At 66.5% G+C, this 14,835-nt stretch carries 14 protein-coding genes; 4 read left to right on the plus strand and 10 right to left on the minus strand.

Annotated elements, in window-relative coordinates; translation table 11 throughout:
* Window positions 1-4 precede the first annotated feature (4 nt).
* The 10 genes from A6A05_RS15375 to A6A05_RS15420 are packed head-to-tail and all read right to left on the minus strand — an operon-like array spanning window position 5 to window position 9,306.
* The gene (locus A6A05_RS15375; RefSeq protein WP_068503163.1) at window positions 5-1,084 is read right to left on the minus strand and encodes a Kae1-like domain-containing protein; all 1,080 of its coding nucleotides are present in this window, start codon (window positions 1,082-1,084) and stop codon (window positions 5-7) included.
* Window positions 1,081-1,995 carry a hydrogenase nickel incorporation protein HypB gene (hypB, locus tag A6A05_RS15380; RefSeq protein ID WP_068503166.1) on the minus strand — a complete coding sequence of 305 codons (915 nt, stop codon included), beginning with the start codon at window positions 1,993-1,995 and terminating at the stop codon, window positions 1,081-1,083. Before hypB ends, A6A05_RS15375 begins: the two co-directional genes overlap by 4 nt.
* Entirely contained in the window at window positions 1,995-2,339 is a 345-nt protein-coding gene (hypA, locus tag A6A05_RS15385) for a hydrogenase maturation nickel metallochaperone HypA (protein ID WP_082911004.1), read from the minus strand. Before hypA ends, hypB begins: the two co-directional genes overlap by 1 nt.
* Window positions 2,339-3,505 carry a nickel-dependent hydrogenase large subunit gene (locus A6A05_RS15390; RefSeq protein ID WP_068503173.1) on the minus strand — a complete coding sequence of 389 codons (1,167 nt, stop codon included), beginning with the start codon at window positions 3,503-3,505 and terminating at the stop codon, window positions 2,339-2,341. Before A6A05_RS15390 ends, hypA begins: the two co-directional genes overlap by 1 nt.
* Window positions 3,505-3,732, minus strand: coding sequence for a HypC/HybG/HupF family hydrogenase formation chaperone (locus A6A05_RS15395; protein WP_245644314.1), 228 nt, complete (start codon window positions 3,730-3,732; stop codon window positions 3,505-3,507). Before A6A05_RS15395 ends, A6A05_RS15390 begins: the two co-directional genes overlap by 1 nt.
* Before the next feature lie 12 nt (window positions 3,733-3,744).
* Window positions 3,745-4,233: a HyaD/HybD family hydrogenase maturation endopeptidase gene (locus tag A6A05_RS15400; protein WP_068503179.1), complete on the minus strand. Its 489-nt coding sequence runs from the start codon at window positions 4,231-4,233 to the stop codon at window positions 3,745-3,747.
* Window positions 4,234-4,292: 59 nt separating this feature from the next.
* Window positions 4,293-5,999: a nickel-dependent hydrogenase large subunit gene (locus A6A05_RS15405; protein ID WP_068503182.1), complete on the minus strand. Its 1,707-nt coding sequence runs from the start codon at window positions 5,997-5,999 to the stop codon at window positions 4,293-4,295.
* A gap of 12 nt (window positions 6,000-6,011) precedes the next feature.
* Window positions 6,012-7,196, minus strand: a complete 1,185-nt coding sequence (hybB, locus tag A6A05_RS15410) for a Ni/Fe-hydrogenase cytochrome b subunit (protein WP_068503185.1) — start codon at window positions 7,194-7,196, stop codon at window positions 6,012-6,014.
* Between the two features lie 6 nt (window positions 7,197-7,202).
* Window positions 7,203-8,180 carry a hydrogenase 2 operon protein HybA gene (hybA, locus tag A6A05_RS15415; protein WP_068503188.1) on the minus strand — a complete coding sequence of 326 codons (978 nt, stop codon included), beginning with the start codon at window positions 8,178-8,180 and terminating at the stop codon, window positions 7,203-7,205.
* 4 nt (window positions 8,181-8,184) lie between these two features.
* A complete protein-coding gene (locus A6A05_RS15420; protein WP_068503190.1) occupies window positions 8,185-9,306 on the minus strand; it encodes a hydrogenase small subunit in 1,122 nt (373 codons plus the stop codon).
* Window positions 9,307-9,386: 80 nt separating this feature from the next.
* On the opposite strand from A6A05_RS15420, the gene A6A05_RS20980 reads away from it, so the two are divergent.
* The 4 genes from A6A05_RS20980 (at window position 9,387) to A6A05_RS15435 (ending at window position 14,796) form a co-directional block, all read left to right on the plus strand.
* The gene (locus A6A05_RS20980) at window positions 9,387-9,575 is read left to right on the plus strand and encodes a hypothetical protein (RefSeq protein ID WP_156521091.1); all 189 of its coding nucleotides are present in this window, start codon (window positions 9,387-9,389) and stop codon (window positions 9,573-9,575) included.
* A gap of 78 nt (window positions 9,576-9,653) precedes the next feature.
* Complete coding sequence (locus tag A6A05_RS15425; RefSeq protein WP_068503193.1) at window positions 9,654-11,810, plus strand: hypothetical protein; 2,157 nt, start codon at window positions 9,654-9,656, stop codon at window positions 11,808-11,810.
* A gap of 112 nt (window positions 11,811-11,922) precedes the next feature.
* Window positions 11,923-13,182: a sensor histidine kinase gene (locus tag A6A05_RS15430; RefSeq protein ID WP_068503194.1), complete on the plus strand. Its 1,260-nt coding sequence runs from the start codon at window positions 11,923-11,925 to the stop codon at window positions 13,180-13,182.
* Between the two features lie 84 nt (window positions 13,183-13,266).
* Entirely contained in the window at window positions 13,267-14,796 is a 1,530-nt protein-coding gene (locus A6A05_RS15435) for a hypothetical protein (RefSeq protein WP_068503198.1), read from the plus strand.
* Window positions 14,797-14,835 lie beyond the last annotated feature (39 nt).

Below are 14,835 nucleotides of genomic sequence, written 5' to 3' on the forward strand. Positions count from 1 at the left end.
GCGCTTACATCTCCCGAAGGGCGGCGATCCACGCCTGGCCCAAAGACAAACCGGCATCGCCCGGCGACGCCTGGGTGGCGGTCAACGGGACAAGGCCGCGCCGTTCCAACTCGGGCACCAGCCCGGCGGTCAGGACGCGGTTGAAGAAACAGCCGCCGCCCAGGGCAATGGTGCGACAGCCGGTTGATTCGGCCCCCCACACGCACCAATCGGCCAGGCCGGCGATCAAGGTGCCATGGAACAGGTTGGCACCGTCCCTGGGCTCGGGGCAAGAGGCCAGCAGGCTCATCAAGGGCGCGAAATCCAGCACGCCGCGTTCCAGAATCCACCCCGAGGCCAGGATGGCCGGGTGATCGACCAGGGCTTCCAGCGCCATCGGCGCCTGGCCCTCGAATTCGGCGACCGGGTGGACGCCCAGCAGGCCGCAGGCGGCATCGAACAGCCGCCCGGCCGACGAGGTGATGGGCGCGTTCAGCCCCTTGTCCAGCACCATCCCCAGCCGGCTGGCGGCGGGAATGCCCTTCCAGCGCGAGGCGATTTCGTCGGCGCGACCCAGCTTGTGCAGCCAGGCGGCGGCCATGCGCCAGGGTTCGCGGGCGGCCTTGTCGCCGCCGGGTTGGGCGATGTGGACCAGATGGCCCAGGCGGCGGAAATCGGCCCCTTCGCAATAAAGCAGCTCGCCGCCCCAGGCCTGGTTTTCCGGCCCCAGCCCGAAGCCGTCCAGCGACAGGCCCAGGATGGGGGCTGCGTGGCCGTGCTCGGCGGCGATGGCGGCGGCGTGGGCGTGGTGGTGTTGCACCGCCAGGGCCGGCAGGTCCAGCGCCTGGGCGAAGCGGGTGGAATGGAAGTCGGGATGCAGATCGTGGGCGACGCGGACCGGCTTGACGCCCAGTTCGCGCACCATCGCCTCGGCCGAATGCTCGAAGAGGGCGATCGAGTCGGGCGTCCCCAGATCGCCATGGACCGGCGACAGATAGGCGCGGTCCCCCTTGGTGACGCAAACGGTGTTTTTCAGGAAGGCGCCCACCGCCAGCACCGACGGCCCGGAGCGGGGCAGGGCGATGGTGGCGGCGACGGTGGTCAAGGCCTGGTCCCGGCCTTGGCGGCGGCTTGCTGGCCCTGGCTAATCCAGTCCAGCCACTGATCCATGCCCTGGCCATTCTTGGCCGACACCTGCAAAACGGCGATGTTGGGGTTGACCCTGCGGGCATAGGCGATGGCGGCATCAACATCGAAATCAAGATGCGGCAGCAGGTCGGTCTTGGTCAGGATCATCAGGTTGGCGGCGGCGAACATGTCGGGATACTTGATGGGCTTATCCTCGCCCTCGGTCACCGACAAGATGGCGACCTTGTGGGCCTCGCCCAGATCAAAGGCGGCCGGGCAGACCAGATTGCCGACATTTTCGATGAACAGCACCGAGCGGCTGGCCGGGTCCAGCCGGATCAGCGCCTTGGCCACCATGTCGGCATCCAGGTGACAGCCCTTGCCGGTGTTGACCTGCACCGCCGGCGCCCCGGTGGCGCGGATGCGGTCGGCGTCGTTGCTGGTCTGCTGATCGCCCTCGATCACCGCGACCGGGAAGCGGCCGGCCAGGGCCTCGATGGTCTTGCAAAGCAGCGTGGTCTTGCCCGAGCCGGGGCTGGAGACCAGGTTCAAGGCGAAGATGCCGCGATTGGTCAGCCAGGTGCGGTTGGCCCCGGCCAGGTCGTTGTTGCGGCCCAGGATATCCTGCTCGATCTGGATGATGCGGCTTTGGCTTAAGCCCGGCACATGCACGCCGGCGATGCCGGTGCCGAAATGCAGGTCGTCGCCATGATGGTGGTGATGGTGGTCATGATCGTGGTCGTGATCATGGTCGTGGTGATGGTGGTCATGATCGTGGTCATGATCGTGATGGTGATCATGGGGATGGGAGTGATGGTGGTCGTGACCATGATGATGGTCGTGGGAATGTTCCAGCTTCGACTCGCCGCAGCCGCACACCGTGCACATCACTCGACCTCCAATTCCTTGATCCGCATGTCGGCGCCCTGGGTGACGCTGAGCGCGAAGCCGCCGCATTCGGGGCAGCCATCGACCCGGGACGCCAGTTTGACACTCTTGGCGCAATCCAGACAAAAGCCTTCGCCGGGGACCCGGACGATTTCCAACCTGGCCCCGGCCGCGACCGAAGACCCCCGGGTGACGGCGTCGAAGCAGAACAGCATCGAATCGGGATCGACCTGGGAAAGTTCGCCGATTTCTAGCCACACCGTCTTGACTTTGGTGAAGTTGTGGGCCGCCGCCTGGTCCTCGAGGATGCGGACAACGCCTTCGGTCAGGCTCATCTCGTGCATCAGGGGGCCTCCACGCTGACCTGGCAGGTCACGCACGGGTCCAGGGCGGCGACCAAAAGCCCCGCCCGGGCGGCCAGGTCGCCATCGGCCCGGATGCCGGTCAGGCCGCGGGCCAGCGGGCCTGCGGGGTGGAAGTTCCATTCGGTCGGAGCCAGGATGCGATAAAGGCTCACGCGGCCCTCCGCCAGATGAACGCGATGCGCCAGCAATCCCCGCGCCGCCTGGGTGGCGGCCAGGCCCTGGCCCGAGCCCAACCGGGCAGCCCCGGCGGCTTCGGCTTTCAAATCCTGCACCAGCGATGCCATTTCATGCAAGGCCGCCGCGACATCGACCAGCCGGGCGGTCAGCCGGGCCAGCAGGCCGGCACCTTCGTGCCGCAGGATCGCCGCCACCAGCGGATGGGTATGGTTGCGGGCCAGCGCGCCGGTTTCCAGGACCTGGCCCCGATAATCGGGGCGCGCCAGATAAAGTCCGTCCGGGTCGCCATCCAGCCGCTCGGCCAGATCGGGCGGGCCGTTCTCGGGCATGGCCAGCAAATCGGCGGCGCCAAACGACGCCTGCGCCTCGCTGACCACCTGGGCCAGCATGCGGCCGATGGCGGTGGGGGCCTGGGTCATCCAGGCCCGGAAGGTGTTGCGGTCCTTCAGCAGCCCGGTGACCTGGCCGCCCAGGCAATGGGCGAAGGCGGCCTGGGCCTCGGCGATGTCGGCCAACAGGTGCGAGATGTCGGGGGCCAGACGGCCGCCGCCAAGGGTCAGCCAGTCGCCATCGGGATAAAGATGCTGCCTGACCGTCGCCAAGGTCCGCTTGAACTTGCGGGCGGTCTCCATGTCGGGGCGTTCGCCCATCAGCATCGGCCAGTCGCGGGCCAGCGCCATGCCGTGCTCGGCGACGGCCTCGGCGGAAACCAGGATGCGCCGGGCCGCGCGGGTGGCCGGCGAGGCGAACAGGCCGCCGGCCTGTTCCATCGCTTCCAGGCCGGTCAGGGCCTGGGCGGTGCCGCACAGGGCGAACAGGGTCGGCAGGATGGTCAGCACCTCGGCCGGGCTTTTGCCGGCGAACATGGCTGCGGCCTTGACCAGCCGGGTCGAGCCGATCTCGACGGCGCGCACCGTCCCATGCCCGACTTTCAGCGCCACGGTGATGCCGGCCTCGGGAAAGCCCATCAGGCCAGGCCGTCGGCCAATACGCCGGACAGGTATTCCAGGGTCGCCAACGCGGTTTCCTGGGGCACCTTTTCAGCGGCGAAATTGCCCCCGGCGCCTAGGATGACGTAGTCGCCCACCAGGGCCTCCTCGTCCAGCAGCATCAGGCTGGTCTGGCGCTCGCGCCCGAACGCCTCGACCGTCGCGGTCTGGCCGTCGATGGCGACGATGCGGGAGGGCACGGCCATGCACATGGCGGGTTACGCCGCCGCCTTGGCGTGGACGGTCACGCCGAAATCCACCAGCTCGGCGACCAGACGCTCGATCACCTGGGGCAGCACGGCGGCCACTTGGGGGGTCAGCTCCATCGCGGTGTCGAAGCTGGCGGGCTGCACGCCGACCAGCACCACCTTCTTGGGCGCGATGCCCTGGAACACGCAGGCCGCCAGCACGTCGGACAGGCCGACCTGATGGGGCGAAATGCGGGTCTTGAACCAGGCATTGATTTCTTCGTCGGCGATGCGGGTGATGTCGCCGGGCTGCTTGCCCGGGCTACGCATGCTGTCGGCGATCAGCAGCAGGTCGGCATCGGCGATGCGGTCCAGGCAATCCATGCCCGAGGTGCCGCCGTCGATCACTTCGACCCAGTCTGGCAAGGCATAAAGCTTGTCCAGTTCGGTGACGGCATAGACCCCGACCCCTTCGTCGGACATCAGGATATTGCCAACCCCCAGAACCACGACACGCATGGACGATTCTCCAAATAAAAGGCCCGGCCGCCCCATGGCGACCGGGCCAGACTAGCACATTACAAAGCCTTGACCTGAACGATCTCGCGCTTCTCGTCGTCGTGGACGTGAACCGCGCAGGCCAGGCAGGGGTCGAACGAGTGGACGGTGCGCAGCACTTCCAGCGGCAGTTCGGCATCGGCGATGGGGTTGTCCATCAGCGAGGCCTCGTACGGACCGATGGCGTCGTTCTCGTCGCGCGGACCGGCGTTCCAGGTCGACGGCACCACGCACTGGTAGTTGGCGATCTTGCCGTCCTTGATGACGGTCCAGTGCGACAACAGGCCGCGCGGCGCTTCGTGCATGCCGAAGCCCCGAACCTCGCCCTTGGGGAAGGTCGGCTTGTTGAAGGTGGTGGTGTCGCCCTTGCCGATGTTTTCCAGCAGCATCGACCAGTTCTGGGCCAGCACCTCGCACATGACGCCCGAGCGGATGGCGCGCGCCGCATGGCGGCCCACCGTCGAGTGCAGGATTTCCGGGCCGACCTTGGCGCCCAGCAGGCCGCCCACGCGGTCCAGCATCTGGGTCGCGTAGGTGACGGTCGGCTGGTGGCCGGCGGCCAGGCCGCACAGCACGTTGGCCAGCGGGCCGACCTGGGCGCGCTTGCCATAGAAGGTCGGAGCCTTCAGCCAGCTGTACTTCCCTTCGTCCTGGAAGTCGGTGTACTTGGGCTTGGTCTCGCCGACATAGGGGTGCAGCGGGCCGGGCTTCGAGTATTCGTACCAGGCATGCTTGACCGATTCCTCGACGCCGCCCATCAGGTAGTCGTCGCCGAACTTGGTGAACGGCTTGTAGGACTTCAGGTCGCCGTTCGGGACGTGGCCACCCGGCACCATGAACTGGGTGCCCTTGGAATCGGTCGGGAAGTCGGGGCTGGAGATGTAGTTGGTGACGCCGGCACCGTACTTGGTCCAGTCGGCGTAGAAGGCGCCGATGGCGGCGACGTCGGGCAGATAGACCTTGCGGGTGAACTCGGCCAGCGCGTCGATATGCTCCTTGACCGCCAGCAGGCGCTCGATGGTCAGGTTAGACTGGCTGTTGGTGTCGATCGGGTTGGCGACGCCGCCGACCGCCAGGTTCTGGATGTGCGGCGACTTCGACCCCAGGATGGTGACGATCTTGTTGGCGTGACGCTGGGCTTCCAGCGCCTGCAGATAGTGGGCGACCGCCAGCAGGTTGACCTCGGGCGACAGCTTCATCGCCGGATGGCCCCAATAGCCGTTGGCGAACGGACCCAGCTGACCGGACCCCACGAAGCTCTTCAGCTTTTCCAGGGTCTGGGTCATGACGTGCTTGGAATTCATCGGCCAGTCGGACAAGGATTCAGCCAGCTGGCTGGTCTTGACCGGATCGGCCTTCAGCGCCGACACCACGTCGACGAAATCCAGCGCCGACAGATGGTAGAAGTGGACGATGTGATCGTGCAGGGCGTGGGCCGAGGCGATCATGTTACGGATGAACTGGGCGTTGACCGGCACTTCCAGGTTCAGCGCGTTCTCGACGGCGCGAACCGACGTGATGGCGTGGACCGTGGTGCAGACGCCGCAGATGCGCTGGGTGATGGCCCAGGCATCGCGGGGGTCGCGGCCGAGCAGGATCAGCTCGACGCCGCGCCACATCTGGCCGGACGACCACGCCTTGGTGACCTTGCCGCCATCGACTTCGACGTCGATGCGCAGGTGGCCTTCGATCCGGGTGATGGGGTCGATGGTGATACGCTTGGACAAGGCAGTGGCTCCTTACTTTTCGTGGGCCGCGGCCAGTTCGGCCGGCGTCAGCTTGTGGGTGTAGAAGACCGGGAACTTCCGGACGAACACGACATAGAGAAGAATTTCGGTGGCGATGATGCCGATGGTCACCAGCAGCTCCTGGACGCTGGGGAAGTAGCTCCAGCCGGCCCCGGTCTGATAGGCGACCAGGAAGGCATCCAGGCGATAGAGCGCACCGGCCAGCAGCAAGCTGCAGGCGCCGATCCACAAGGCCTTCTTGGACATGCGGTTTTCGGCCTTGGCGAACAGCACGACCGGGGTGGCGAACAGCGCGATCTCGATCCAGAACATCAGGCTGCGGATGCCCGAGGTGAACAGCTCGGCGATGGCGCCGCGCACCACGATGTCGCCGAAGCGGATCACCAGATAGGCGACCATCATGCCCTGGATGATGCGGGCCAGCTTGGCCAGCTGCGGCATCTCGTGACGCACCGAGCGGTTGAAGGCGCTCGCCCCCAGCAGGGCCTCGAACACCACGATGGAAAAGCCCATGGTGATGGCCGACGCCAGGAACAGCAGCGGCAGGATCGGGGTCTGCCACAGGGGATGGATCTGATAGCCCATCACCACCAGCAAAGTGCCCAGCGAGCTTTGGTGCATGCTGGGCAGCAGCACGCCCAGGGCCACGAAGACGAACAGGATCTTTTCCAGCTTCTTCTTCGAGTCCTTGAGGCCGAACTTGGTCAGGATGGCCGGCGAGAACTCGATCCACAGCACGACGATGTAGGCCATCACGCACAGCGCGACCTCGAACATCACCGAGCCGGTATTCCAGTAGCTGGGCACCAGGATATGCCAGGCGTTCCACCAGCGGCCCAGATCGAAGACGATCGAGATACCGCCCAGGGTGTAGCCGAAGGCCGAGGCCAGCAGGGCCGGGCGGACCATCGGGTGGTACTCGCCCTTGTTGAGGACATAGCAAAGGATCGCCATGGCATAGCCGCCGCAGGCGAACGCCGTGCCGATGACCACGTCGTAGACGATCCAGATGCCCCAGGGATAACCGTTATTGAGGTTGGTGACCGAGCCCAGGCCCAGGACCATTCGCTTGGCCAGGATGACGGCGGCGATCAAGGCCAGGATGGCACAGATCACCGTGGTCTTGCTGAACAGGCTGCCACCCAGGGGCTCGTGCTCATTATGGAATTTCGCCATGGTGGCCTACTCCTCCGGGTGTTCGTCTTCGATGTGGGAGGCCCGCTTGGCCGCCCACACCAGCCCGCCCAGCACCACCACCGGAGCGATCATGCCCTGGTACAGGCTGTGCTGAATGCCTTCGGACTGGGACGAGTAGGATTGTTCGCGCAGCTCGGGGTAGCCCAGCTTGGTGAACGACACCGCCGACATGTGGCGGAACTGGGTGCCGGCCACTTCCTTCTCGCCGTAGACATGGTCGAGATACTTGGCGGCCGGACGCTCATGGGTGTCGCCCGAGCCGATCACCCGGCGCTCGAACACGTTGGCCTCGCCGGCCTTCATGGCCTTGCGGCGGTTGATTTCCTCGGTAAGCGCCGGGATGGGGCCGAAGATGGTGGCGCCCGTCGGGCACACCTCGGCGCACATCGGGATCTTGCCCTCGGCCTGGCGATGCTTGCACATCTCGCACTTCATGATCTTCGGCGTCGGCGTGTCGAATTCCGACTGCGGCACGCCGAACGGGCACGAGGCGACGCAATAGCGGCAACCGATGCAGGCGTCGGCGTTGTATTCGACGATGCCGGTCTGCGGATGCTTGGTCATCGCCGTCACCGGGCAGACCGACACGCAGCTGGGATCGACGCAGTGCATGCACGACTTCTTGATGAAGGCGAAGCCGTTCTTTTCCTGGTCCTTGGTGTCGGCGGTGCCTTCGGCATAGACCTTGATGACGTTGAAGGTCTTGGGCCCGATGTCCAGGGGGGTATCCCACAGGGCGTCGGGGGTGCTGACATCGACGGGAAGGTCGTTGGCCTCCTTGCAGCCGGCGACGCAGGCCTTGCAGCCGACGCACAGGGTCGAGTCGTAGAGAAGGCCCACCGCCTGCGGCGGCATCACCTTGTTCGGGCGGGCCTGGGCCGGAGCCGACACCACCGCCGCTGTCGCCAGCGCGGCGCCGCCTCCGGCAGCCCCTTTCAGAAAGCTTCGACGCTTGAGCGACATGGGCTTACTCGCCGTCCTTGGTTTCCGACTTGCCGAGATTGCCGGCGATCTTCATGCCGGCGCCGACCGCCAGGCCGGCCACTGCGGCCACCGCGGCGGCCGAGGCCAGCGTGGCGCCGGTGCCCTGCTCCTCGACGATGCGGGGATAGCCGGTCGGCGGGTTGGTCTTGAGGTCGGCCAAAGCGTGGATCGGCTTTTCGAAGCCGATATGCTTCTCGGTGCAGCCGATGCAGGGATGGCCGGTGCCGACCGGCCACGAGCCGGTGCCGACGTCGTTGAACAGGATCGACGGGCAGTTGGCATAGGTTTCCGGGCCCTTGCAGCCCAGCTTGTACAGGCAATAGCCCTTCTTGTGGCCGGGATCGCCGAATTCCAGCGCGAAGCGGCCGGCGTCGAAATGGGCGCGGCGTTCGCAATTGTCGTGGATCAGGCGGCCATAGGCGAAGGTCGGGCGGCCCTTGTCGTCGAGCGCCGGCAGCTTGCCGAAGGTCAGGAAGTGGACGACGGTGGCCAGGAAGTTATAGGGATTGGGCGGGCAGCCCGGGATGGTGACGATGTCCTTGCGACCCAGCGCTTCCGCCACGCCGGTCGAGCCGGTCGGATTGGGCGGCGTCGAGGGCATGCCGCCCCACGAGGCGCACGAGCCGATGGCCACCACGGCGGCGGCGTCGGCGGCGCATTCCTTGGTCAGCTCGAACGAGGTCTGGCCGCCGATCTTGCAATAGATGCCGCCATCCTTCATCGGGATGGCGCCTTCCACCACCAGCAGGTACTTGCCCTTGTTCTTGGCCATGGCGGCCTTGCGGGCGGCCTCGGCCTGGTGGCCGGCGGCGGCGAACACCGTCTCGTGGTAGTCCAGCGAGATGATGTCGAGGATCAGCTTGTCCAGCGTCGGATGTTCCGAGCGCAGCAACGATTCGGTGCAGCCGGTGCATTCCTGATGGTGCAGCCAGATCACCGAAGGACGTTCCTTCTTGGTGATGGCGGCGGCGATCTGGGCATCGGCCCCCTTGGGCAGACCCATGGTGGCGGCCATCGCGGCGCAGAACTTCATGAAGTCGCGGCGCGACACGCCGAAGCGGGTCTCGATATCGGTTTCGGTTTTCAGGTCGCTGTCGTCGTACATCGGTCTTCCCCACCTCTCCAGGGCTCGTCTCGTGTCCTGCCCCCGAAATCCGTGAATGGGAATTCCGGGGAGAGCAGGCCATGATTCCGGTTCTCGGTTGCCTGCTTCACCATCCGCAAAAGCCGTGCCAACTCGTTCGGGTGGGTGCGGCGCAGCAAATCGGGGCGGTGATTGGCTCTATCCTGCGCGCCGAACGTTGCTGCATTGCGTGTGGTGCATGGCTGGGGCGGTGGAAGGGTAAAAACATTGTTTCCATCGATGGAAAGTAACTATCCAATTGCGGCGGATGGACGGACGTCGTTGCCGGGTGTAGCCTCGGTTGCATCACGCTTGCGGGAGGGGGAATCATGACCAGCGCGACATCGTCCCATACCTGGCGATTTTTCCGGGCCGGCGGTTTCGATCAGGTCCGCATCGATAGCGGCGCCGACCTCTTGGCCCTGGACCGGCTGGATCAGAAATTGTGGGTGGCCCTGGCCTGTCCGGCCGCCGGGATCGAGTTCGATGCCAAGGCGCTGGCGATCCTGGACAGCGACAAGGACGGCCGCATCCGCGCCGCCGAGATCCTGGACGCGGTGGCCTGGCTGAAATCGGTGCTGAAGGACCCGGAAGAACTGGTCCGTCCCGGCGACGAGCTGGCGCTGGCCGCCATCGACGAAACCTCACCCGAGGGGGCGCGGGTACTGGCCTCGGCCCGGCGCATCCTGTCGAACCTGGGCAAGGCCGGTGCCGACACCATCGCCCTGGCCGACACCCAGGATACCGGCCGCATCTTCGCCCAGACCCAGTTCAACGGCGACGGCGTGATCCCGCCCGAGGCGGCCGAGGATGCCGAGACCAAGGCCTTGATCGCCGACATCGTCACCTGCCTGGGCGGCGTGCCCGACCGTTCGGGGGCCACCGGCATCGACCAGCCGATGGTCGATTCCTTCTATGGCGAGATCGAGGCCTTGGCGACCTGGCTGGACCAAGGCGGCGCCGCCGCCCTGGCCGGGCTGGGCGACGACAGCGCCGCCGCCGGCGAGGCGTTGGAAGCGGTGCGCGACAAGATCGACGGCTTCTTCCTGCGCTGCAATTTGGCCGCCTATAGCGATGGCGCGGCCCAATCGGTCAACCCGGCGGCCGAGACCTTCGCGCCGCTGACCGGCCTGAACACCGCCGATGCCGTCGCCCTGCTCGCACCCTTGCCGCTGGCCGCCTTGTCGGCCGGGGCGGCGCTGCCGTTGGGCGACGGTCTGAACCCGGCCTGGGTGGGCGCGGTGCGCAGCTTCGCCGATCGGGTGGTGACGCCGCTTCTGGGGGCGCGCACCCACCTGACCGAGGCCGAATGGACCGACATCAAGGAACGCTTCGCCGACCATGCCGCCTGGCGGGCGGCCAAGCCGGCGACCCGGGTCGAGCAATTGGGCAATACCCGGGTGCTGGCCCTGAAGGGCTGCACCGGCAAGGCCTTGCTGGAATCGCTGATCGCCCAGGACAAGGCCCTGGAGGCCGAGGCCGCCGCCATCGACGCCGTCGAGAAGCTGGTGGTCTTAAGGCTGCACCTTTACCGGCTGGTCAACAATTTCGTCAGCTTCCGCGACTTCTATACCCGCAAGCGCAAGGCGATCTTCCAGGCCGGCACCTTGTTCCTGGACAGCCGTTCGGCCGAACTGTGCGTCCGCGTCGATGACGTCACCCGCCATGCCGCGCTGGCGACGCTGAGCCGGATCTATCTGGTCTATTGCGAGTGCCAGCGTCGCGGCACCAACGAGAAGATGACGGTGATGGCCGGCTTCACCTCGGGCGAGTCGGACCAGTTGATGGTCGGGCGCAACGGCGTGTTCTACGACCGCAAGGGCCATGACTGGGACGCGACCATCGTGCGCATCGTCGAACACCCGATCAGCATGCGCCAGGCCTTCTGGTCGCCCTATAAGCAATTGGGCCGCTTCGTCGGCGCGCAGGTCGAGAAGATGGCCGCCGCCCGCGCCCGAGCCTCGGAGGCGCAGATGCAGGCCCAGGCCATCGGCGCGGCGGCGTCGGGCAAGGCGCCGCCGCCCAAGCCGGCCGAGGCGCCGTTCGATGTCGGCCGTTTCGCCGGCATCTTCGCCGCCATCGGTCTGGCGGTCGGTGCCATCGGCACCGCCATCGCCTCGGTGATCACCGGCTTTCTGCGCCTGCCATGGTGGCAGATGCCGCTGGCCCTGTTCGGTCTGGTGCTGCTCGTTTCCGGCCCCAGCATGGTGATCGCCTATATGAAGCTGCGCCAGCGCAGCCTGGCCCCGATTCTGGATGCCACCGGCTGGGCGGTCAACGCGCGCGCCACCATCAACATCCCGTTCGGCGGGTCGCTGACCCAGGTCGCCCACCTGCCGGCCGGGGCCGAGCGCTCGCTGGCCGACCCCTTCGCCGAACGGCGCCGTCCGTGGGGGCTTTACCTGTTGCTGACCCTGGGGGCGGCGGCGGCGGCCTTTGCCTTGTGGAAGCTGGGTTTGCCCGCCAGCCTGTGGCCGCGACCCTAATACCTGTCCATATGGAAGCCCATACGTCCAACATCTGGAGTTTAGTTTTCCAAATGACTTATCCTGTCCAGGTTAGGCGATAGGCTGTTGGGGCGGCCGCAGGAGTTCATGGATGGGTTTGGAAACCGTTGCCGTCGATCTGTGGGTCGCGGCCGGGACTGTCGTGTCGGCTTTCTGGGTCGGCCTTCACCGGGGTAGGAAGGGTCGGGGCGGCCGCCGTCAACAAGATGCCGAACGTCTTCACGTCGAAGCCGAGTTGCGCGCCAACGCCGCCCGCTTGCGGATGATGCTGGAAACCACCGCCGAGGGGGTGATCGGCATCGACGACGAGGTCCGGGTGATGTTCGCCAACCGCGCCGCCGTGCAGATCCTGGGCTGGTCGCAATCGGGCGAGTTGATGGGGCAGCCTGCCGGCGACGTTCTGGGGCACCGGTTGAGCGACGGTTCGTCCTGCGACGGCGATTTGTGCGCCATCCGTCGCACCCTGGTCGACAGCGAGACCAGGCGCGTTTCCAACGAAACCTTCCGCAAGGCCTCGGGCCGGCAGATCGCGGTGGAGTATGTCAGCTCGCCCCTGGTGGTCGAGGGCATCACCATCGGCGCCGTCGTCGCCTTCCACGACATCAGCGACCGCAAACGCCTGGAAGAGGATCTGCGCCGGTCCCATGCCGAACTGGAACAGTTCGCCTATGTCACCAGCCACGATCTGCGCCAGCCCTTGCGCATGGTGTCGTCCTATCTGGCACTGATCAGGAAGCGCCTGGACGACCGGTTGGGCGACGACGAACGGGAATTCATCGGCTATGCCGTCGATGGCGCCAAGCGCATGGACGCGCTGATCCTGGACCTGCTGGACTATTCGCGGGTCGGCCACGACCAGTCGCGCGACACCGTGGCGTTGGCCGAGGTGATCGAGGACGTCCGCCACAATCTGTCGGTCACCCTGGCCGATTGCGGCGGCCGGTTGAATGTGGCGGACGACCTTCCGGACGTTGACGGCAACCGAATGGAACTGATGCGCCTGTTCCAGAACCTGATCGGCAACGCCTTGAAATACCGCCACCCCGAGCGTGTACCCGAGGTGGCGGTCGGTTGGCGCGACGATGGCCAGGAATGGGTGGTGTGGGTAGAAGACAATGGTGTCGGTATCGCGGCTTGCGACCACGAGCGGGCCTTTCGCATCTTCCAGCGCTTGGCGGCAAGCCGTCAGGTCGAGGGTACCGGCATCGGCCTGGCCATCTGCCGCAAGATCGTCGACCATCATGACGGGCGCATCTGGATCGAGTCCGAGATGGACCAAGGTACGCGCATGCTGGTAGCCTTCCCCAAGCATGGCCTGCGCCGGTCCCCGGTCGCCGCCCTTAACGCCTGATGCAGGGCGGGGGTTGATCTGGGGGCGCGGGCCTTGTAAACCGCATGACCACTGACGGTCACGCCCGCGCGCCCTGACGAGTTGATGAGCACATCCGACGATCCCCGCGACCGCTTCAAGCGCCCATTGGACAGAACGGCCCGGAACCTGCCTGCCAGGGTTCCCGTGCCGGTGCCCGATCCGGCCAAGGACGACCACGGCCAACCGGGCGGTTTGGCCCGCCTGCTGGGCGCGGTGGCCAAGATGCTGCAACCCAAGCCGGCCGACGGGCCGCAGGCGCTTCACCCCATCGAGCCGGCGGCCGAGCCGCCGGTCTATACCGTGCTGGTGGCGGCGATGGTGGGCGACAGCGCCGATGGCGCCGCCTCGCTGGCCTTGTTCAAGATGCTGGATTCCCGCCCGGCCCTGAAGGTCAAGCCGCTGCCCCGGCCGTTCCAGTTGGACAGCCTGGACGATCCGGTCCAGGTCGCCGGCCTGGTCACCAACGCCCGCCATGCCGTCGCCGACGAGGCCGCCGACCTGCTGGTGTGGGGCGAGGTGTTGAAGGAAGGCTATCGCCTGCGGCTGGTGGGCGCCAACCTGCCCGACGAGGAAAAGGCCGGGGCATTCGGTCCGACCACCCGCATCGACCTGCCGATGAACCTGGGTGAGCCGCAATCGAATCTGTTGTACGCCGCCTGCCTGGCTGCCGCCGACCCGGCGACCGAGGTCCAGCGCGCCGCCATCCGCCGTTTGCTGCCGCCGGCCGTCACCGTGCTGGAACCGCTGGCGGCCAAGCCGCCGGTCGCCCTGGCCATGAACCAGCAGCGCACCGTGCAGTTGGTATTCGGCCATCTGTGTGCCGCCTGCGCCCAGGTGGTGGTGCCCTCGCAATCGGGCGAATGGTTCAAGAAATCGGTCGATGCCTATCGTGCCGCCGAAAAGCGGCTGGCCCGCACCGATCCCGGTTGGGAAGCCGGCCTGATCAACAAGCATCTGGCCGCCGTGCTGACCACCTGGGCCGAGAAGTCGAAGGAAGACGCCCGCGCCCATCTGGAAGAGGCGGTCAAGCATTGGCGCGTCGCCTCGGAAAGCCTGAACCGGGCCACCATGCCGCAGGAATGGGCGGCGGTGCAGACCCGGATGGGGGTGGCGCTTTACCGCCTGGACCTGTTGACCGGCGACAGCGACCTGCTGCGCGAAGCCTTGAACGTCCTGCAGGCCGCCTTGCAGGTGCATACCCGCCACGAGGCGCCGCAGCGCTGGTCCGATGTCATGAACACCATCGCGCAGGTGCTTGAGGTCTATGGCGACCAGATGAAGAATCCCGACGTGTTGAAGCGGGCGGTCGATACCTGCCACACCGTCCTGGAGGTCCGCACCCGCGAGCGCACGCCGCTGGCCTGGGCCTCGACCGCCAATACCCTGGGATCGGCCTTGTTCCTGCTGGACCGCCATGGCGGCGGCGGCACCCATCTGGCCGAGGCGGAAGTGGTGCTGGCGGGTGCGCTGGAGGTGTTCCAGGCCTATGGCGCCAAGGGCCCGGCCCAGGTGGCCGCCCGCAACCTGGCCCATGTCCGCAAGCTGGCCGAAGACCGCAAAAGCCGCGCCGTCATCGATCCGGGGTGGAAATAGCGGGTTGATTAAAAATTAATCATATAGCCATACTGACTT

The organism is Magnetospirillum moscoviense, from assembly GCF_001650635.1.
In the GTDB taxonomy this organism is placed as follows: domain Bacteria; phylum Pseudomonadota; class Alphaproteobacteria; order Rhodospirillales; family Magnetospirillaceae; genus Magnetospirillum; species Magnetospirillum moscoviense.